The 20,805-nt window shown below is 62.8% G+C and carries 15 protein-coding genes; 8 read left to right on the forward strand and 7 right to left on the reverse strand.

Annotation, left to right across the window (positions count from 1 at the left end; all coding sequences use genetic code 11):
• Positions 1 to 411 precede the first annotated feature (411 nt).
• Positions 412 to 1,239 (forward strand): APH(3'') family aminoglycoside O-phosphotransferase, encoded by an 828-nt coding sequence (locus tag AC0685_RS14005; RefSeq protein ID WP_478226159.1) that lies wholly within the window; start codon positions 412 to 414, stop codon positions 1,237 to 1,239.
• Positions 1,240 to 1,367: 128 nt separating this feature from the next.
• On the opposite strand, the gene AC0685_RS14010 is transcribed toward AC0685_RS14005, so the two are convergent.
• A complete protein-coding gene (locus AC0685_RS14010) occupies positions 1,368 to 1,952 on the reverse strand; it encodes a DUF6262 family protein (RefSeq protein ID WP_478225864.1) in 585 nt (194 codons plus the stop codon).
• A complete protein-coding gene (locus AC0685_RS14015) occupies positions 1,949 to 2,581 on the reverse strand; it encodes a hypothetical protein (protein ID WP_478225865.1) in 633 nt (210 codons plus the stop codon). Before AC0685_RS14015 ends, AC0685_RS14010 begins: the two co-directional genes overlap by 4 nt.
• 31 nt (positions 2,582 to 2,612) lie before the next feature.
• Here AC0685_RS14015 and AC0685_RS14020 point away from each other — a divergent pair, with 31 nt between their 5' ends.
• The 3 genes from AC0685_RS14020 to AC0685_RS14030 all read left to right on the forward strand — a co-directional run bounded on the left by AC0685_RS14020 (position 2,613) and on the right by AC0685_RS14030 (position 5,324).
• Positions 2,613 to 3,641 carry an integrase core domain-containing protein gene (locus AC0685_RS14020; protein ID WP_478225866.1) on the forward strand — a complete coding sequence of 343 codons (1,029 nt, stop codon included), beginning with the start codon at positions 2,613 to 2,615 and terminating at the stop codon, positions 3,639 to 3,641.
• A 63-nt stretch (positions 3,642 to 3,704) separates the two neighbouring features.
• Entirely contained in the window at positions 3,705 to 4,040 is a 336-nt protein-coding gene (locus AC0685_RS14025; RefSeq protein ID WP_478225867.1) for a hypothetical protein, read from the forward strand.
• A 372-nt stretch (positions 4,041 to 4,412) separates the two neighbouring features.
• The gene (locus AC0685_RS14030; RefSeq protein ID WP_478225868.1) at positions 4,413 to 5,324 is read left to right on the forward strand and encodes a DUF4238 domain-containing protein; all 912 of its coding nucleotides are present in this window, start codon (positions 4,413 to 4,415) and stop codon (positions 5,322 to 5,324) included.
• A gap of 103 nt (positions 5,325 to 5,427) precedes the next feature.
• Here AC0685_RS14030 and AC0685_RS14035 read toward each other — a convergent pair whose 3' ends face one another.
• Both AC0685_RS14035 and AC0685_RS14040 read right to left on the reverse strand, forming a co-directional pair.
• The gene (locus tag AC0685_RS14035) at positions 5,428 to 6,462 is read right to left on the reverse strand and encodes a hypothetical protein (RefSeq protein ID WP_478225869.1); all 1,035 of its coding nucleotides are present in this window, start codon (positions 6,460 to 6,462) and stop codon (positions 5,428 to 5,430) included.
• Positions 6,463 to 7,540: 1,078 nt separating this feature from the next.
• Positions 7,541 to 8,800: an AlbA family DNA-binding domain-containing protein gene (locus tag AC0685_RS14040; RefSeq protein WP_478225870.1), complete on the reverse strand. Its 1,260-nt coding sequence runs from the start codon at positions 8,798 to 8,800 to the stop codon at positions 7,541 to 7,543.
• Between the two features lie 46 nt (positions 8,801 to 8,846).
• Here AC0685_RS14040 and AC0685_RS14045 point away from each other — a divergent pair, with 46 nt between their 5' ends.
• The 3 genes from AC0685_RS14045 (at position 8,847) to AC0685_RS14055 (ending at position 15,005) form a co-directional block, all read left to right on the forward strand.
• Complete coding sequence (locus AC0685_RS14045) at positions 8,847 to 8,999, forward strand: hypothetical protein (RefSeq protein WP_478225871.1); 153 nt, start codon at positions 8,847 to 8,849, stop codon at positions 8,997 to 8,999.
• A gap of 224 nt (positions 9,000 to 9,223) precedes the next feature.
• A complete protein-coding gene (locus tag AC0685_RS14050; protein ID WP_478225872.1) occupies positions 9,224 to 10,618 on the forward strand; it encodes a hypothetical protein in 1,395 nt (464 codons plus the stop codon).
• A gap of 130 nt (positions 10,619 to 10,748) precedes the next feature.
• Positions 10,749 to 15,005: a DUF7779 domain-containing protein gene (locus tag AC0685_RS14055; protein WP_478225873.1), complete on the forward strand. Its 4,257-nt coding sequence runs from the start codon at positions 10,749 to 10,751 to the stop codon at positions 15,003 to 15,005.
• Between the two features lie 35 nt (positions 15,006 to 15,040).
• On the opposite strand, the gene AC0685_RS14060 is transcribed toward AC0685_RS14055, so the two are convergent.
• Positions 15,041 to 18,526, reverse strand: coding sequence for a DEAD/DEAH box helicase (locus tag AC0685_RS14060; RefSeq protein WP_478225874.1), 3,486 nt, complete (start codon positions 18,524 to 18,526; stop codon positions 15,041 to 15,043).
• Between the two features lie 283 nt (positions 18,527 to 18,809).
• Positions 18,810 to 19,085, reverse strand: a complete 276-nt coding sequence (locus AC0685_RS14065) for a GNAT family N-acetyltransferase (protein ID WP_478225875.1) — start codon at positions 19,083 to 19,085, stop codon at positions 18,810 to 18,812.
• Between the two features lie 16 nt (positions 19,086 to 19,101).
• On the opposite strand from AC0685_RS14065, the gene AC0685_RS14070 reads away from it, so the two are divergent.
• Positions 19,102 to 20,307 (forward strand): WD40 repeat domain-containing protein, encoded by a 1,206-nt coding sequence (locus tag AC0685_RS14070; protein ID WP_478225876.1) that lies wholly within the window; start codon positions 19,102 to 19,104, stop codon positions 20,305 to 20,307.
• A 217-nt stretch (positions 20,308 to 20,524) separates the two neighbouring features.
• Here AC0685_RS14070 and AC0685_RS14075 read toward each other — a convergent pair whose 3' ends face one another.
• Positions 20,525 to 20,794 (reverse strand): hypothetical protein, encoded by a 270-nt coding sequence (locus AC0685_RS14075; RefSeq protein ID WP_478225877.1) that lies wholly within the window; start codon positions 20,792 to 20,794, stop codon positions 20,525 to 20,527.
• Positions 20,795 to 20,805 lie beyond the last annotated feature (11 nt).

Genomic DNA, 20,805 nt, shown 5'->3' on the forward strand with positions numbered 1-20,805 from the left:
TTGAACGCTTTCTCGATCACCTTCAGTGACCGCTGGCCGGGCGCTGAGACCTACTGACAACCACGGCCGGAAACACCGTTCGCGTTACAGTCCCCGTGGCGGCCCATGGAGTGCGTGTGACCTGCGTTGATCCGAAACCTACATGTTCGCGACGTCGTTGCGGCGCATGTGCCGGTCGGCGCGTCGGGGTAACTACGGTGCCGTCGTGGCGACGAGTGGCGGGCTGGGTGAGGAAGTTCATAAAGGTTTCCGGTGGGCGTTGCTCGATGAGGTTTTGGGTGTCTTGCGGCTCCGCCGCAAGAAAGGATCGGTAGTCCCGGTAAGGCGAATTCTGCGCCGTGATCTGCATCTGCATCACCTCGGATGAGGAACCAGGTAAACCGGTGGAAGCTGAGCATGCCGCTGGCTACGATGATCTTTGTGAGTGGGTCACCGGTTCATGAGTGGGAGTTCTTGCTTGCCCAGCACCATCCGGGCGGGTGGGAGCCCGTCACGAGTGGAGAGTCTGGCGCTTATGTCTTTCGCAGTGCCGACGGCTCGCGGTTCGCCAAGTGCGTACCGGCGGGGCAACAGGATCTCTTGGTGCAGGAACGAGATCGGGTCGATTGGCTCAGCGCCAGTGGCATCTCGGGGCCCAGGGTGCTCGACTGGATCGCTGACGCTGGTGACGGGTGTTTGGTAACCAGCGCCGTCCGCGGGGCCTCTGCCGACAGTGTGTCGGCAGAGGCGCTTCGGCAGGCGTGGCCTTCCATCGCTGAGGCCGTGCGTGGGTTGCACGCGCTGCCAGCGAAGGACTGTCCGTTCACCCGAGACCTGGAGGAGATGTTCGCCACCGCCCAGGACGTCGTCGCGCGCCGTGCAGTCAACCCGGATTTCTTGCCGGTCGAGCAGCAGCAGACGCCGCCGGCCGAGTTGCTCGATCGACTTGCCGAGCAAATCGGTCGGCGCCTTCGGCAGGAAGGCGCCGACACGGTCGTCTGTCACGGCGACATCTGCCTGCCCAACATCATCCTGGACCCAGGCACGCTCAACTTTGCGGGATTCATAGACCTCGGACGCCTCGGCCGGGCGGACCGGTATGCCGACATCGCCCTGCTGCTCGCCAACGCCCGGGAAACGTGGGACGACGAGAACCAGGCGATCGCCGCCGACGATGCTTTCGCCCGTAGTTACGGCATCACACTTGACACCGACCGGCAACAGTTCTACCTCCACTTGGACCCTCTCACTTGGGGATAGATTGCGGTGCCGGAGCACCGATTTCGTCGCCGGATGCTGCGTTGACGTACGGTCTGCGTCTTCGTCGTTTGCTGGCTGGCAGGGTCCATCCGATGGACAGGATGGGCGCCCGCGGTTCATGTGCCACTTCAGCTCCGCGTGCTGGGGTCGAGTAGCTGCACTTCGAGTCCGGCGATCCGCTTGTCTTGGAAGCGCACGTTCGAGCGTGCCGCTTTGAGGCGCTCGTCGAGTGCCTGGTTTTCCTTGGTGAGTTGGTGGACTTGTTGTTTGAGTGTGGTGCTCTCGGTGGTGATGCGTTGGATTGAGTCTTCTGTCCATTCGGTCTCCAGGTCGCGGACCTGTCCCATGATGTCGCCGATGTGGTTTCGCTGTTTGACGATTTCCTCGTGCGCGGTCTTCAACATGGCCTCGGCGTTGAGCGCTCGTTCCCGCCAGGACGCCTCGACCTCAGCTCGGTGGTGGGCATCGGCTGCTTCACGGTCGGCTGTTGCCGCAGTCCTGATTGTGGTGATCGTGGTTCGTGCCGTGGGGTTCTCGTAGAGGAAGGTGCGGGAGACGTCGGCTCGTCGTGCGACGCCGGCGATCGTGATGTGGGTCTTCTCCCGGCGCATGCGGGTGACGGCGTCCTGGACGCGTTTGAGCGCTGCGGTCGTCTTTTCCTGGCGGGCTGCGGTCGCTGCTGCCGTGCGAGACGAGTGACGGGGGTTGTTCACGGTTGAGGCTCCGGGGTTTCATCGGAGTTGATGGGGGAGGCGTCTGCGAGGTCGGATGCCCGGAAGGACAGGCTCCAGATGCGCTGGAAGTAGTCCTGGGGGCGCCGGAGGTCCAAGGCGAGGGCTTCGTCGAGCAGGCCCATGCCTGCTAGTGCTTTCTCCAAACCGTCGATGGCCCGGGCGGTGGGCTCGAAGACTTGGTGGAGGTAGTCGGCGCTGGCATCGTCAGGCGCGCGTTCGGCGATGGAGCGCCACTGCTCGCGTTTGCGGCGCCAGTAGAGAAGGTCGGCACCGGAAAGGACGAACTTGTCGCAGTTGTGGCAGTCCAGTTTCCAGGGGCAGGCGTCACCGTTGACGACCGGTTGGAAGGTGCAGAAGCCCCCTTCGGCCGGAGTACTGTGCCGGGACAGATCGATGGCGAGAGCATGAGCTTGCTCGCGGGTCATTGCGCTTGTGTCACGGGAAAGCAGTTCGCCGGGGTAGGGCGCGGCGGGTCCGGCGACCCATACGTGCTGGAGGACGTCTTCGATCTCGGACACGGCGACATGGGTGTAGCGCTCGGTCATGCGGTCGGACACGTGCCCGAGGTAGCGGCGGATGTGGATCAGGCTGGCGCCGTAGCGGAGCAAGGTCGGGGGTCTGTATCTGCTGGTGACGCGGGTGTTCGGTTGGCTGGTGCTGTGCTCGCGGTCGAATGCTGCGAAGGATGCGGAGATCCTGGTGTTGCGTCATCAGCTCGCGGTGCTTCAGCGTCAGGTGGCGCGGCCGCGTTTGACCTGGGCTGATCGCACGTTGTTGGTGGCGTTGGTGCGGCTCGTGCCGGGCTGGCGTCGGTTGCGGTTGATCGTGTCGCCGCGCACGATCCTGCGGTGGCACGCGATATTGGTGCGGCGTCGGTGGACTTACGGGCGTCGGCCGGGTCGGCCACGGGTTGCTGTGGTGATCCGCCGGTTGGTGCTGGAGATGGCGAGGGACAATCCGTCGTGGGGTTACCGGCGAATCCACGGCGAACTCGTCGGGCTGGGATACACGATCGCGGCGTCGACAGTGTGGAAGATCCTCAACGATGGGGGAGTGGACCCGACACCGCGCCGATCGGGACCGACGTGGAAGCAGTTCCTCGCGACCCAGGCCAAAGGCATCGTGGCGATGGACTTCTTTCACGTAGACACGGTGTTGCTGCGCCGGTTTTACGTGCTGTTTGTCGTCGAGCACGATCGTCGCCGGGTACACATCGTTGGGGCGACGGCTCATCCGACTGCGGAGTGGCTGGTGCAGCAGGCCCGGAACCTGCTGGTGGAGCTCGACGATCGAGTGGGGAGCCTGCGATTTCTGATCCGTGACCGCGACGCGAAGTTCACCGACGCGTTCGATGCGGTGTTCACGTCGGTCGGCATCGACGTCCTGCGGAGCCCTGTCCGAGCTCCTCGGGCGAACGCGATCGCCGAGCGATGGGTAGGCACGGCGCGTCGCGAGTGTCTGGATCGGATACTCATCGTCAACCAGCGTCATCTGGAGCAGGTGCTGGCCGAGTACGTCGATCACTTCAACCAGCATCGCCCCCATCGCTCCTTGGATCAACAATCGCCTGACCGGAGGCTGCTTCCCGACCAGATCACGGGCGTCGGACGGGTTCGTCGGCGTGATCGGCTCGACGGACTGATCCGCGAATATCAGCAGGTCGCATGATGTGACACAGTTTTCAGCACCTACAGGCTGCGTGACAACGAGCAACTCGCCAAAAGCGGGTTAGTGGAGATCAGCGAATTCACCCAGACCAATGATGCCGACATCGAAGACATCTTCGATCCCGCCTTCTACCTGGACTTGGTCAACCGGGCCTACGCCAAAGACCTGGGCGGCACGCCGATCACTACCACCGACCTCAACACCAAGGACCCGAGGATCGTCCGGCAGATCGAGAAGCACTTCCGCGGCAAGGACATCGCCGGGGGCAAGTTCAGCCACCTCAAGCCCGCGACCACGCTCCTGCGGGAACAGGCCGTGCTGGTTCCGACTCTCGATCAGACCGTTTTGACCAGGGCGGAGAACCTGTTCATCCGGCTCAACGGTCTGCTGCCCTCCTAACGCCCAACCAGGGCAGGCCCTCTTCACCAGCCAAGATAGGAGATGGTGGCCTGGCCTGGCCTGGCCTGGGCCTGCTGTTCCTGCCCTCCACCGCAGCCACCAGCGCGAGTGTCGACCCGGCCAGCACCTGGAATCATTACTTGCCCGCCCGGGACGCCAACATCACTGCCGTCGCTGCGGTGCTTGCCGCATTGGCCGGCGACTTTCTGTTCCAGTCGCTACAGCCAGCACCCTCCAACACCTGCACCGAGCTCGCGCAGCCCTGGCACGCCGTCGCCGAGCGAGAGGGACTGTCGGCCTGCGAGCTCGTCCTTCACTCGTTGTTCCCCGATCAACTGGACTGCCCGGCCGAACAGGAGTATGGGCTACAGCGTGAGCGTTCCGCAGAAGCACCACTACGTGCCGCAGTTTCTCCTTCGGCGGTTCGCGGGCCCCGACAAGAAGCTATTCGTCTACCGCACCGACAAGGAGGAGCGACCCGGTCGGGTCCACGTGCGCAAACTGGCGCAGACCTTCCGTGGGCACACGTTGTACTGGCCCGGGCGCGAGCCCGACCACGCCACCATCGAGGCCGGTATGGGCTCGATCGAAACCGCCACGGGCAGCGTCGTCGCGGCATTGCTGGGCAGCCGAGCTCGCACCCCTTCGCCGGAGCAGCGGGAAGTGCTCGGGTTCTTCATCGCCCTGCAGTGGCATCGTTCGCGCTTTCTCCTGGACCTGCTTCGGCGGGAGACCCTCGCCCCGGACGCCCAGGAGGACGATCTCGCGCGATCGGCCGGCGTCCGACTGATCATGCGGTCCGTGCTCTTCCCCTGGTTCGCGCGACGCGACGAGGAGTTCAGCCGGCCCGACGAATCACATTGCGATGTCGCCGACCGGCTCCAGCATGGACCCTGGCAGTGGCGCCTCTACCGCCCCGCCGGACCGAAGCTGGTGGTGAGCGACAACATTGTCTGCCTGTGGGGCATCGCCGACGGCGAAGCCAGTGAGATGCCCGAGCCGTGGACGCATCACGGAGTGGGTGTCGGGTTCGGCAACTGTGCACGGGTTACTATGCCGCTGGCCCCGAATCTCGGACTGATCATCCACCGGACCAACCGGCTAGACCTGCAGAACCTCACTGCTGCCGAATTCAACCGCGCCACCATCTACAACTCCAGGGAGTTCGTCGCCCGTCACCCCCACGGCTTGCCCGACCAGGGTCTGCGATGGGCATTACTTGTAGACCTGGCGACCCAGCGTCAGTGCAACCAGATCATCATTGAAGCCGCGCGGTACTTCTGACGTCGTGTTTCGGCTACCCGACAACGGGCCGGGACGCGCACCTGGCAAGGCCTGACCCTGCAATGGTCAAGCCTTGCCAGGCCCAGTCTGCTCTGGAGCGTTGCTAGTGAACTTTCGCTTCCGGTTCAGGGAGGTCGGTGTAGCGTTTTGTGACTACGAAGGACGTTCCGGCCAGCTTTCGACCGACGGGTGTAGCAGCCCATGCGCGAAGCTGCTCTGGCTGTCCGTCGCTGAGATTCAGCAGTTCGACGAGTTGGGAAGCATCGGGCGGAACCGGCATCGTGCAGCGGAGCACCGTTTCGCCTGAGGCAGAGCTTGGCTCTTCCTCATCGTCGTCGGCCGGATCCAGTTCCCACCAGCCTAATTCTACGGTCCAGCCGGTGCGGTCGAGCTCGCTGTTGGGGAGCGGTGCGAGCACGTCGAGGAAGAATCGGTCCGGTCCGTAGGGGTCGGGATCGTCAGAGATGTTGAGGTCGTCCAGTATGAGCCGTGCCTCGCGGTTGCTGCACTGCTCATAGGCATCGATCAGCAAGCGCATGCCATCCACCCCCTCCGCGAGCTCAACCTCTGTCGCGCCGAGCTCGAGGCGATCAAGGCGGTCACGATCAGACTCGCTCAACCCTTCGAAACCGCCACCGAACAGGACAAAAGGCAGATCTGAATCCCACTCCCGCCGACTGCTGCTCGAGGGAGGCTCGATGCCCTCCGTGTACTCGGCTAGCGCATCGCGGAGATCCCGCGCTTCCTTCTCCAGCTCGGCTGTGATCGCGGTCTGGACGGGAGCAGGCACGCTGGCTGTCGAGCGGTCGAGATCGGTCAGTGCCTGATGGAGGAGTAGCTTGACGTGCTCGTACCACAAGCTGTGCGTACCGACTAGCAGGGTTGAGCGGGCGTCCCGGTCAGTCAGCGCCGCGAGGTGCTCGTTGGGATAGAGCTCGAAGCCACCGTGTCGGCGATCTGAGCAGCACAGGGGCACGGTGGCGCAGGCGGAAGTCCGGTTGAGCGCAGAAACGATCTTCGTTGCTGTTGCCTCGTCGTCGACGCTGGTGACAGTCGCCGACTGCACGCCTATGGGGCCGCGAAAGGTAGCGAGAATCTGAACTTTCCCGCGGTTTGGATGCTGGGAGTAGATGGTCATTGGTGTCGCCTTTCGGTCGACAGCCCATGTGCGGGACGTCGACGATCGCTGAGGAACGCTGGAAAAGGTGGTGGCGAAGGCGCGATCCAACGCTCCATGCCTTGAAAGGATGTGGTGGTGGCTCAGGTCCGATCCCGAGCTCCTTGCCTAGCGAGAACCGTACCCGAGGTGTTCTGTGCAGGGCAACTGCTCGGACCAGCACCGCCGATCAAGGGTACGAACATGTGTTCTACTGTGGTGGCAGGCCGCATGGCCGATCGCGCCGTGGGGTGAGGAGGTGTGCAGGCTGAGTTGGCTGTTGCGGGAGCGTGCGACTGGGCGCGAGTGGCGTGTCGAGACAAGTGATATGGCTTGGGAAGCCGGCGGCTATGACCTTCGGCGTTTCGAAGTCCATGTAATGAGCGAACGGGTGGTCGGTGCTCCTGATGGTTACCCGGACCTGGCACCTACGGTGAGTCCTGCTGGAGGGGCGACTGACGTCGCCGGGCTGGTCAAGCACATCAGGCCGTGACTGAAACCGTGGGCGACGGCTTGAACGTGGTCGAGGTGTTGAGTCCGCCGAAAGGCCGAGGGTGTCGGTCTTGACGGACCTCAGCGGTTCTCGCTCAGCCACCAGTTAGGGGTACGGATCGGAGCGCTGCCGCTGTTGATGTCCGCGGAGTGCGACTGCAACCAAACGTGAGCGCCAACTAGCGGACAATTGCCCGGCTTGTCACGGTCACGATCGGACTGGTCATCGGGCTCGCTTTTCTCTTTCGGGTTCGGCAACGTGTTGAACCTGGCGCTGAAGCTGCAGGTGCCAGCGTTCGTGGCACCGCTGGTGGCGCCGGCTGTTGATCTGACTTGTGTTAGGCGCCACCCTTTTGGGCGCGCAGCTGGTATCCGAGGTGGCCGAAATCGGGGTGGGCCGGTGGCTAAACCGGCGCGGCTCCCAATGTCCTGATGACCGCCGGGTCGCAGCTGGCGGTCCCGGCGGTGGTGCTGGCCGCGACCGCGCAGAACCTGGCGAGGTTTCCTCACGGCGTGGTTAGTGCTCGCGGCGACGCTAACCGATCACGGGCGCTCCACGCTTCAGCCACTAGTCAGGTGTGCGCTCAACCCGAGCGGGCGGGTGGATCAGGTGCACTTCGGACACCCCGCCCTGATTAACGCAATCCTCTGCCAGGTCGCGCACTCGCCAATAGAAGTCAGTGGGTGCGCATGCAGCGTTGACGGTTGTCTCGACGGGCTGGAACCGGCGCACAGGGACCGACACCCCGTCGTAGTCGAAACCCATGTAGTCCGTGGTGACTAGCTTCAGCGGGTCGCCACCGTTCCACTCGATGGCGACCCGCACGTCGTACTCGTCGTTGCAGGTCATCTCCGCAGTTGCGCGCATGAGTGCCATCACGTCGGCGATGGCACATTCGACAGCTGCGGACTTGATCTCGGAGCCCCCTCGATACTCGCCATCCCGCGTCCGGTGCCCGCCGATGGCAGTTGCGAGGGTCACTGAGCCGTCGTGGTGGATGCTGATCCACGACTCTTTCCATGACGAAGTCGCCTCCGTGGCAGCGTTTACCGCTAGCCATCGGCGCAACCCGGGGCGAGGGTTGAGCCGATCCACGCTCTCCAGCGGATGGACCTCGGCTTGTGTCGCGTAGACCAAGGCGAGCCCTTCCGCAGTCTTCAAGATCTTTCGCGCATCATCCCGAGTCAAACGGCTCAAAGAAACCGGAATCCGCGGATGCGCCACCGCGATCAGCCACGCTCGGTCAACCGTGTCCCGGCCAGCGGCAGCATCAGCTGTAAGCGTATCCAGCGCCTCGGACGCATGGCGACGCTCGTCGAACCGGGCCCGGTACATGGCCTCGATCTGGCGCTCCTTCATCCAGACGGTATCGGCATCGTTCCTCACCGGAGCGCCGAAGTAGTCGTTCCGGTAGATCAGATGAGGCCCGTCGACGCTGGGCGGAACTTCGATCACCACGGCACGGTTTCCCTCCATGCCCAAGCGGTGCACGTTCAGGCCGAACACGGGTGGGGAGATCGCCGTGATCGCAGCACTCCGCAGAGATCGCTCGTAGCCTTCATCAAGAACGCCCACGTCGACTCGCGCCACCGCTGCTTTCTGCTCTTCGCGGACACCGTAGACGATCACACCGCCTCCGCTGTTCGCCATCGCCGCGACATCTTTCGGGAAATCCGTCTGCACGATCCCCTTCGCGGGCGGGAGCTCGGACTTCCAGTCCAAGTCACGCGACTCAGTCGCGCCTGCAGCGACTGCAGCGTCAAGAAGCTCGTCCACCAGCGGCCCTGGGTCCGCACCTACAACGCGATGAAGTGCAGTAAAGGTCATGCGGTCAGACTAAGCCGACCACCGCAACGAACCGAGGACATACGGCGTGAGCGGCGCCATCGGCCTATCGAACCAGCAACTACCACCGCAGGTTCCGCAGCTGCTGGTGGGATGGCTCGGCATCGCTCACGATGCAGTGGACAGCCGAAAGCACCTCTCCGCCGGTTCGTACACCTCCGTTGATCCTGATCAGGCATAGTCCTGCCGGAGCATTCACGCGCGCTGCTACACGGATCCTGCTTAGGCGGTTGCGGCAAGCGGGTGACTCCAGCTTGCCACGGTGGCGGATTTGTCGGTGGTGCGTTCTAACCTCAGGGCGTGCCGAAGTCAAAAGGGCGAAAGTCGAAGCGATCGAGCTCGGCGGCGGGATCCGGAGGCCGATCGGCGCCGCCTGTGATGCGCGCCGGCGAGGTTTCAGGGACTGTGAGCGGGAGCGAGGTGCATGTCTCGGCATTTCTGGATTTGGACCAGATCAGTCCGGACTTGCTTGTCGAGCAGTTGCTTCCGTTGTTGTGGCTCTGTCACCCGGGTGGTCCGACTGGGAACCTGTCGGTTGACAGCGCGATGGTGTTGCAGGCTGCCTACGCCCAGCTCGGCATCGTCGCTCAGGTATACACGGTCGCCGTGGTAGTCGAGGATCCGACGACTGGGGAGCGCACCCGCAATGGGAGTCTCGATCCGTCTTGGGACGGTGAGACCTTCCACGGGCACTGCGTACTCTGGCTACCCGGGTCGAATCGGTTGGTCGACACAACAGTGGAGCAGTTCCGAGAAGTTGCTCGCCACCAGGTTGGACCGATCGTGGGCAGAGCAGCCCTTGTCGATGGACATGGCTTGCAGGTCGCCGCGATGAGTCGAGACATGCTACCCGGGGGCATGATACTTCCGGTACTTCGAGATAGCGGGCTCGTGGTGCTCTACACCATCACCGGAGCGCGCTATCAAGACATCGTCACATCAGCAGCACCGGTGCTGCAGCACGAAGAAGAGTACCGGCGCGCGGGAATCAACCTGGCGAGCCATGCGCTGACGCTGTTCCGCCTCCCTAAGGTTACTCAAAAGGTCCGACAGGCACGGTACCCCCGGCTACATGCGTTGCTGGACACGATCGGGCTCACGGAGTTCGTCACAGACCGCGCCGGCGACTTCTACTTCAGACTCACCACAGGCGGCGCGGAGAGAAGCGTTCGTCTCGACAAAATTTCATTGTCAGATGAATTTGTCGGTGACTCATTCGCTGCGTCGGAGCACAATCTGCCTCATGTCAATGCCGATCCCGCGCAGGTGAAAGCGATCCTCGAAGAGGTCGACACCGAGGCTAGGACCGTGCTCAAACAGTCGAAGGCGATGGGCGGCGGAGATATCCCCGCTGTTCTGTTCGAGCCCCGCGCAGCCGTCGGTATTCAGCCACGCGGCGGAGCGGCGGTCGAGGCGCAGGCCGAGGGGATCATCGCTGCTGGCTTCGCGCGATTCGTTCTTGATCTCCGAGATCCGCCGCAACTGTGGTCCTGGTCCGTGCGAGTCACGCAGACCGGTCTTGAGCTGTGGGATCACGGCGGAATCTGGGCTCGCGCGACCTTAGAAGTTGAGCAGGCTTGGCTCGCGGCCGCAGCCGAGCATGGTGTGGTCCGGGTGATCTACGGAGTCTGTGTCGGTGTTCGTGTTCCCAGCTGGGCGACCTCATACACCAACGACGACCGCGACGCCGAACTCATGGACAGCCGAGATAGTGGAATCGTTGCGATCGCCGAGATTCCCTGGGCTGGCAACCATCGAGTCTCGAGGTCGTCCTTGTGGCGCAGGAGGCGATCGGCGTGATCCACAAAGATAGGACTTTGGCGCTCACCAGCATGTTCATCCGCCCACGGCACGGCAAGATCGCAGAGCTGATGGCTACTGGTGGAACCGACGGCTTCGGGGACTCCAGCAGTCGCGGGTGGGTGGCAGCGTGAGTGGCGAACTCGGCCTGGCTGGCTACCGGTTCCAGTATCACGTCATTGTGTTGACGGCGTTGGAGCTGTGGGCTGGCACAGAGGACACCCAAGTTGACTCCATCGTGGTCGAGGGACGCCCGGGGGCCGAGAAAGTCGACTACGAGCTGGTCGGCCGCGATATCCACGATGACGCAGTCGTGCAGGTAAAGAGCCGCTGGGGCAAGAAGACCTGGTCAGTTCGTGAGGTGTTCAAGATCCTCAAGTCTCTCGGGCTCGACGAGGAGCGCCCAGTCCGAGTTGAATTGGTGGCGAACGGCGTATTCAGCAGTCCTGCCCGGAAATTCGCCGACCTGCTGGTCGAGGCTCATCACTTGGATGACACGACCCTCATCAGGCGGTTGAGGGAACTCAAGGTCGCGGACCGGCTCGACGCTCGTACGCTTGCCATCCTTCGGCGCTGCGTCGTCACTGCGCGTTCAGAAGGTTTGCCCGAACTGAGGGATCAGGTGCGTGGGTACCTCAGACGGCTCCGCGCCGAAACCGGCCATAGCGTCGGGGACCAGGCCGCGGAACTGCTGCGGGCGTACCTGCTGAGCCTCGCGATGGACAAGGCCGGCGCCAACGATGTTGCCGGGCGCACGCTGACCCGGGGAGAGTTCTTGGCGGCGGCAGGCGCTTCGCGTACGACATTGGAGGAAGCACTAGCGTCCCGATGGGGCGTGCCCGCACGTCTCGACCATCGTGAGCTTGCCATACGGCGTGAACTCCTGCTCAACGAACTGGGAACCCATCTCAAGTCCGATACCGGAGCGCACGCGATCGACGGTCGGATTCGCACGTGCGTACTCGTAGGGCCCGCTGGCATCGGCAAAACAACGCTCGCACAACAGTACGCGCTCGACAACGCGGCCGAATTCGACTGGATCTACCAACTCACAGCTCGCAGCGACGACGATACCACTTTGATCGAAGATGTCCTGAACGAAGAACTGGAGCAATTTGCCAACTGGCTGCGGGACCGAAATATCGATGTGCAGCGCCATCGCGAACAGTCGTTGGACGACACATGTCGTGCTATAGCCGACTCCCTGTCTCGATGCACACAGTCGTGGCTGCTCATTATCGACAATGCCGTAGCCGCAGACGCGGTCATGCCGGTTCTTCCGGCTTCCGGCCACGGGGTCGTTCTGATAACGACACGAAACAGCGCTTGGCACGGGCAACAACCGGTCGTCAGAGTTGGCGAACTCACATCCGAGCAAGGGCGGGAGCTCGTGCTACGACGCCTTGCGGGTCACACCGTGGACGAGGAAGACGTCGACTCGCTCTGCGACCAGCTGGACTTCTTACCCTTGAGCCTGGTCACTGCGACAAGCTACCTGCGTAGTACCCGGGAATCCATCCGGGAGTTTCTGAGCACTCTCGCCGACGAAATGCGACGACTCGATGCCTTGGACTTCCCACTGCAACGGCTGGATGACTACGCGCGTACGGCTGTCGCAGCGGTAAACCTGGCGCTGCGGAAGTTGAAAGGCAAAAACGATGATCTCTCAACGGAGGCAATGACCGTTCTGCAACGCGCTAGCGTTGTCTTCCCTGATCGTATCCCTTCAAGTCTGCTGGCGCACGACCGTCACGAGTTCAACACGTCGGTTGCCGTCCTCGCGGAATTCTCCTTGATCGACCGCTGGCAAGACCAAGACGAGCGAGACTGGGTTCGCATACACCGCATCATCCAAGATGTCGTCCGCGCTGAACTATCCACGCATCAGGATGGCCTGGATCAAATACTTCGGGACGTTGAAATCAAGGCAACGGAACTGATGAGAGAATGCTCCCAAAGCTGGGACCTTGTGACAGGGGGAGCCTTGCGTCTGCATGCCATAACTCTGGCAGAGCGGCTCAAGCAGCATAAGCTGCAGAGCTGGCAGACGACCACGCCTATGCTTTCCAATGCGGGCATGATTGCGCAAGTTCAAGGTGACTTTATCGAAGCGCGGCGCCTTGTTGGCGAAGCCTTGAAGCTCATTCCGTCCGGCGACTATGACCCCCATGTGGCCGGGCGCCGCGGGAAGACGCTCATGGTGCTCGCCGGACTGCAACTTGAACACAATGAAATCGACGTTGCACGGGCGACCGTGCAGCGTGCGCTGCGGGCCCATGAAATTCACAGAATGATTCCGACGCACAACGAGGCTTGGATCTGTTGTCTGGCAACACAGTATCGAATAGATGCCTATGGTGGAAGCGAAGACACGGTTCGACGGCAGTTCGAAAAATTGCGGGAATTACCTGAGGCGACCCCTCAGGCCGCTTTGGTGCGCGCGGCAAATATGGTCAGAATTGCTCGCGATATGGACTGGAAGACAGGAAGTCGCGGCGATTTTGAAAAATGCGCAGAACGACTGCTTGCCTTGTCTGGGAATCAGGAATCCCAGGAGCCAATGGCCGCCGCAACTGCACACCTGTGCCTGGCGGAAACTCATGGGTCTAAAGGTGGAGTGGAAGCCGCGCTGCGACACTATCGACGCTCACATGAACTCATCTCGCAAGTAACTGAAATGGACCCAACTTTTGGTCCGGATGAATCACTGGAGCTCGTCCTAGGGTTGCTGGCTGTGCATCAGGATCAAGTTACTGCTCTCCCGTATCGTGACATCGACTACCTTATTTGTGAACTAATCAGAGACATTGATCGGCAAATGGATCAAGTGGATTGGAATTTAACTCAACGAACCTGGCTGACGATCAAGCTGCATGCCATCAAGGCAGCCCATGCTGCACATAATGGTGCTTTGAAGAGGTACTCGTTGCATGCGCGCGAAGTGAAATATTTCCTGCGCAAATATAAAGGTCAATTGCCGGGCAACGTTGTCAACCTGGCCGCCGGTGTTGCACTTATGGCGGAAATGGCCAAAAGACAGCATGAGCGAAAGGGTGGTCTCGGTGCGACAGGGGAACTTTCACAATCGCTCGCGGCGCCAGCCAGGCCGCAGTGTCAACCTGCGGTCTGTCTGCACTTTGACGCAACTGATGATGTTCGTCGAGTTGAACCGCCCGCAGGCCGAGCATTTGAAGAGGGGGGCAACAGCGTTCCTGGGTTGACGATCGACCGCCCACGGTCGATCATGCTACACGGGATTCTGCTGCGCCGGCTTATCCAAGATGGCGAGCCGGCACATGAGAGACTCGTAGAGGAATTGCATGCGCTCCGGGAGCGTCGGCAGGAAATCCTGGACCACATTATCGGTGCGTGGCGAATGGTTGACACAACATCATACCAGATCGGCCGGATATCAGGGCAAGCCATCGATGATATCCGAGAACGCTGCGATCGCGACCTGATTCGATGGCAACACGATGACAACGGCGACACTGTGCCAGCACGAGCTATCTTGCGCTGCCTCAACAATAGCTGGTACCCGGAGCTGAACAACGTCTTGAAGCAGGCGAACCAAGATGTAATGTCCCGCGTCTTGAGCGACCTCATTAAATTGGAATATCGACTTTTCGCCGAGCTTGCCCAGTTGACTGGCCGGAGCGTCCAGGATACCGCTAGAAATACCGAAGAGATCGCCGCGACGTTCGACAGTGAAATTATGTACGACGGCAGTCGATCCTACGATCCGCAGGACGGATGTATTGAGGTTGGACAGGACATCATCGGAGAAAGGATAAAGTTCCGACTTCATGATCCCGAAGCTGGCGGAGTTGATCACGCCCTGATACTCGGAGAAGATGGGCTTGGAAAGTCAGCGCTTCTGAGATTGATTACGTTGCAAGCGGCCATCTCAGGAGTGTTTTGCGTTTTTCCGGCGGATCCACGAAATGAGCACAATTATGTGCATGCGTGGGAATCTGCGGTCGATTCACCAGCTTGGATCGCCACTAATGTGAGCGAAACCTTGAATAATCTCGACGCCGTGAGTCGCATCATTGATGCGCGAAGGTCCGCAGGCGGGTACTGTCGACCGTCGCGTGAGCGCCCAGGAATTCTGTTCACGCTGGATGACGCCGACGACATTCTCTCGCTTCCCCGTGGTCGGTTGTTAATTGAAAAGCTCGTTACGCAGGGGTCTAATGTCTCCGTTGGTCTTGCGCTTGTCATCCGCGACCTTGGGAATCTGGAATTGAGCGAGGATCTGCTGCGTGCACTGATTGGTATTCATAACCAGACATTTTTCGGGCAAGATGGCGCCGAGGCGTTGGAAAGACTGAAGTCGGCTTGTGGTGAAGAAGGTGATCGCATCGGGGGCTGCATGACGCAATGATTTCGGCATGCTTGCATGTCAACTGAGGTCTGGCGCTAATTTCGGGCGGCGGGGATGGTGGTGGCGAGGATGTTGAAGTAGCGGAGGTGTTTCCAGTTGTCGTGGTTGCCGATGATGTAGAGGCGGCGTTTGGCGCGTGAGGCGGCGACGTTGAGGAGGTTGGGTTTTTCGGCTGCCCATGCGCGTGCGCCGGTCCCGTTGGGTTTGCTGCCCAGAACGAGGATCACGACGTTGGCTTCCTGCCCCTGCACGGTGTGGACGGTGCCGACGTTCTTGTCGACGAAGGCCCGGATGTGGTCGTCGCGGCGGAATCGTTCGGTGATGATGTCTTTGCTGCCTCGGACGACGTCGCGGAATGGGCTGATCACGCGGATCTCGTGTGGTTTGACGCCGTCTCTGGCCAGGTCGGTGAGTAGTTGGAGCAGGGCCTCGCCTTCGGCGGGGATCCAGTTGCCTTGTGACTGCCCGGATTGGACGTCGATCCAGGTGTTCTGCCCTGGGTAGTCCCCGTCGTGGTTGGTGCCGTAGATCATGAGGTCTCCGCCGTAGGCGATGGTGTTGGAGATCTCGAACATGGGGCGGTCGCAGCGGCGGTGGACTCGCAGGGGAGCGCCGACCCATACAGTGCCGCCGTCGGGTTCGGGGAGGGCGGTGCCGTGTCGCGCATGCCGGTCAGCGACGCGTTGAGCCGAGGTGTTTTCCGGGGTCCACTGTTCGTGCACGTCATGGTGGCGGCGCAACGCGTGCTGAGCGGGCAGGGGGAGCGTGACGATCGGCTCGAGCTGCTGCGGATCGCCGACGATCACGGCGCGGCGGCATCGCCAGAGACCGCCGACAGCCTGCTGGGGTGTTGCCTGGCCGGCCTCGTCGATGAACAACCAGCCGAAACTTTCGCTGCCCAGCCCGGAGAACAGTCGCGGCAGCGAGGCGAAGGTCGTGGAGATCATCGGCACGACCAGGAACAAGGCCTGCCACGCGGCCAGCAGAGTCTGCGGCTTGAGCTGGCTCTTGAGCGTGCCACCGATGACGGCGGCGATAACGGCCAGGTTGCCGCGGGCGTGCGGCTCCGCGGTCAGCAGGAAGGTCTTGTGCAACCGCAGCGCGGCCAGGAACAGCTGATTACGTGCCGTGGTGAACTCCGGGTCGGCCCACGGCGCGCACAGCTGAAATCGTGCCTCGTCGGCGAGCTCGTCACCAAAAGGCACAGTGGTGGGCCACTCGGCTCGGGCGGCATCGATGCGAGCCTGCACCGCGGCCAGCGTGTAGGTGGCATCGCTCAGGGCATTCTCGTTCCGCTGATTCTGTAGCACGGCTTCGTGCAAGGCGGACTTGCATTTGGGGACGAATTCAGTCCACTGAGCGAGGGTGGTTTTGGCGTTGTCCCGGGCCTTCCGCAACTTGCCATGCTGGGTGTCCCATTCCTTGCCGGCCCGGAAGCCGGTGGACAATGAGACCCAGCATCCTGGCCTGTGGTTTGGCCAGTCCTCGTACTCCTCGTCGGCTTTCCGGTAGGCGTGTTCCGCTCTGTGACACTGCTCGGTGGCATGGCGCAGATCGTTGTTGAGCTGCTCGCAGGCGGCCTGTGACTGCCGCAGTCTGCCCTCGGCCTCACGGACCGCATTCCGGCGGGAATTGAACTCTGTAATGGCTTCGGCGGCGATTTGACGAGCGGCGGCGAGTCGCTGGACCTCTGCTTGCGCGTCGGTGAACGCGGTGACCGCGGTGTCCCAGTCCTCAACGATGTCCGGGTCCGCGCGTACCTGCTTCATCAGGTTCAACAGGCCGACATTGCCGGATTCGTCGTTCAGCTCGTCCGTGTCAGTCTCATCGTCCGCATTCTGGCTTCCTGCCTCGTCCGAGGTCTGGCGGGCGCCGTCACCCCACCAGAATCGGCTGGCGAAGCTGTTGCGGTTCTTCATGTTGCCGAGCGCCGCAGCGATCATTCCCCAGGCTGGGCTGCCCAGTACATGCGAGGCGAGGTCGGTGAAGTAGTCGACGGCCAAGGCCTCGTCCTCGGCCCCGCGTACCGCGTCCATGGCCGGGATCTCCGCTGTCACATTGGCTGCCGCGTCGTTGCTGGCGGTGGCGACCACCACCTCGAACCCGGTCAGCTCTGCCCGCAGTCCCCGCACAGCGGCGCTGTATCGCTGGCCGAGCGCCACCCTCTCGGTCACGTCTGTGAAGGCGTCCTTGGGGTTCTGCAGCGTGGCCAGGTGGGTAGCGCGTTCGACGACGATGGCGGCCAGGACGTCACGCAGCATGGTGGTCTTGCCGGTGCCGGGCGGACCGTTGACCGCGAACAAGCCTGAGTTGTCGCCGAGTTCGGACATGATCTGGTTCACGGCGAACTGCTGGCTGATCACCAGTGGCCGCGACACCGCGGTCGGCCAGCGTCCACCCGGGATGCAGCGCGGCTGGACACCGTGGATCAGCGGGTCGCGCCCGGCGCGCACATCGACCCGGCCCGCGGCCGGGACGTCGGCGAGGTAGCTGGTCAGCCCGGCGCCGACATTCCCGGAGTGCACGGCGTCCTCGATCTCGGCCAGGTCGGCGGCGATGTAGCTGTTCAGGAAGTTTTGCCCACCAGCCTGATCCACCTTGGTCTCCGGGACCTGCGTGCAGGCCACCCGGACCCCGTGGGCGTCCAGCACGTCCGCAACTCCCAGAGCAGAGGCCAGCTCCGAGACGAACGTATTCAGCGCGGCCGCGGTCATCCGCAGCCGCGGAACCGTCATACCTGCCTCGCTGTCGCCTGCGGGCCGGTCCGCGGCGTCACCCTCGTTCTTGGGCGAGGACTCCGAGTCGCGCGGGGTCAGCAGCTTTTCCGCGAAGGTGCCAGCGACCGCTCCGGCGATCCCACCGACAACCGGACCCGCGACCGCGCTGACTCCGGCGCCGACCGCCGTCGTCACCGCGGCGCCCGTGGCTTTCGCGCCGGCCGCGACCGCCTCCTTGGCGGCGCCTTTCGCCTGTTCGGTGACCGCCTTTCCCGCAGTGGTCAAAGCAGACTTGACCACGCCGTTCCCCGTCGACCTTGGCTCCCGCTTGGGAGGTACCAGCTTGTTCAACGCGGCCACGAACTCGCGCTCGTGATGCGCGAACCCGTCCAGCCAGGTGCGGTCGTCCGGTCCGGGTGAGGCCAGCCTGCTGATCGCCCACGCGCACGCGGACAACGTGGCCGAGTTCTCCACCAAGCATCCCTCCGCGTCGAGGGTGAACGCGAACAGTGCGGTCTCGCCGTCGTTCCCGCGGGCATCGGCCGGCACACTGTCCTCACCGAACGCGGTGGTCAACGCGGCCCGCGCCGCCGCCACGTCGTACAAGCCGCCATACACCGTGAACTGCCACGTCTTACCCTCGCGCGGCCGACGCCGCGCGATCGGATGAGAAGCCTGCCACGGCGCCGGTTCATCGCGGGCGACATCCACGACCACCTGCGTCGAGTCCTGCCGCTGCCCGGCTGGAGTGAGTTTCGGAACCCCCGGCGGACTGAACATCTCGATGGTGCGCCAGAACCGCACTACCCGCTCCGACTGCGCATGATCCCGCACCAGAATGGCTCCCCTCCACTCACGATGATCACGCACCCTACGGCAAGATCCACAGCAGAGTTGAGTTTGGTCATTCACCATGCCGATCAGCGCCTCCGCTGTCACGATCGCCCCACCCGGTTCGTATCGCCAGCACACCCTGACATGGCCGACAACGCCATCACCTACGCAAGCGGGCATCCAGGTTCGGCTAGGCGACGATCGCTGGCTTCAAGAGTGAGTTTTGACCTCACCTGCTGGCCGCCTGCCTCGGTCAGCATTGCGGAGTCCGACGTTCCTCTGGAGAGGACTTCGGATTCGGACAGGCGTTCAGAAACGCGGCGCCTGCGGGGGTGTATGGCCCCTCGACGCTGGAGACCGGAAACCGAGACCTTGCCTCGGCCAGTAACCGCCGCGCGATCCCGCGGCGTTGCCATGCTGTCGCAGTCCAGATGTGGCCTACCGACTCGTAGGCGCCGTCCTTATCGCGGTCGTATAGCACCACAAATCCGGCAAGGCGGCCACTGTATACTGAGGTCGCCGTCACCACCGGTTATGACGACACCGTGCGGATCTGGCACCTCGCCACAGGCGAGGAGATCACCACCATCGCCGTCCACATCAAATCGGTGACGGCGGTGGCCTGCAGCAGGCTCGACAGCCGACCAATCGCCGTCACTGTCAGCCACGACCACACTGCGCGGGTGTGGGATATCGCCACGGGCGAGGAGATCACCACCTTCACCAACCACACCCGTGCGGCGCTGGCGGTGGCCTGCAGCATGCTCGACGACCGACCGGTCGCCATCAGCGCTGGCGAAGACCGCACTGCGCGGGTGTGGGATATCGCCACCGGTGAGGAGATCACCACCTTCACCAGCCACCCCAGCTCGGTGCGGGCGGTGGCCAGCAGCATGCTCGATGGCCGACCGGTCGCTATCACGGGTGACTACGAGGGGGTTGTTCGGGTGCGGGATATCGCCACCGGTGAGGAGATCACCACCTTCACCAGCCACACCGACTCGGTGATGGCGGTGGCCAGTAGCACCCTCGACGGTCGACCTGTCGCCATCACCGCCGCCGACGACACAACTGCGCGGGTCTGGCGATTTCCTGCCGTGGCCACAACTTCGCCCGCATCCCGCGGCCACTCTGCCAATATCTGCGCCGAGACAAGCAGCGTGCTGGATGGCCGACCGGTTGCGGTCACCAGCGGCGACGACGGCACTGTGCGGATCTGGGATCTCGCAACCGGCGAGGAGATCACCACTCTCGGCAACCGCGCAGACTTAGTGATGGCGGTGGCCAGCGACACTCTCGATGGCCGACCGATTGCCGTCACCAGCGGCAAAGATGACACCGTGCAGGTCTGGGACCTTGCGACCGGCGAAGACATCACCACCTTCACCCACCACACCGGCCCGGTCATGGCACTGACCTGCAGCAACCTCAATGGCCGACTCGTCGCCATCACTGGTGACTACGATGGTGTCGTCCGGGTTTGGGACCTCGCCACCGGCGCTGAGATAGCCACCTTCACCAGCCACACGGATACGGTGATGGCGGTGGCCAGCAGCACCCTCGACGGTCGACCCGTCGCCATCACCGCCAGCGAAGACGACACCGTGCGGGTCTGGGACCTGGACACCGGCGACGAGGTCGCAATCTTCGACCTTCGCAGTATTCGCGGCGTAGCGATTGGGCCGGGGGGTGAACTCATCATTGCGGCAGGGTGGGATCTCACAGTCCTAGATCGCATCGCGAGACGCTGAATCCGCGGAGGAACGGCCACTTCCCACGTGCCAGAAAGTCTGGGGAAACCCGTTGTGGCGGCGGCAACATAGCTTCTTTCTACTGGTGCAGTGCACATATTCGATCGTGCGGAATTGGCCAGACCCATCTCGCTCATGTCCCGGCGGCGTCGGTCAGCGACGCCTCACAGGTGGCGCACAGCCCTTCGTTGGTGAGTCGCGCGACCGGGTTGGGTAGTTACGGTTCGTCGATGACAGCGCGTAGGGTGCGGTAGAGCCGCCGGAACAGAGCTTGCTGGTCCTTTCTCCCTGCGTAGCGGTGGGGCTGATGTAATGGGGTCTCGGTACCGGCGAAGGTACGAGTCAGGTCGGCGAGGTGGCGACGTACGACGCGGGCGCCGTTGGCCTTGAAGTTGGTCGCCGCCCGCTTCTGTTCCGGCGGAGTGAGAGTTGGGTCGGCGGGCGGCTTGCGGTCGGGAGCGAACAGCACCAGTTCCAGACGGTTCATCGCCACGCCTG

The sequence above is a fragment of the Amycolatopsis sp. NPDC043889 genome (assembly GCF_056435645.1).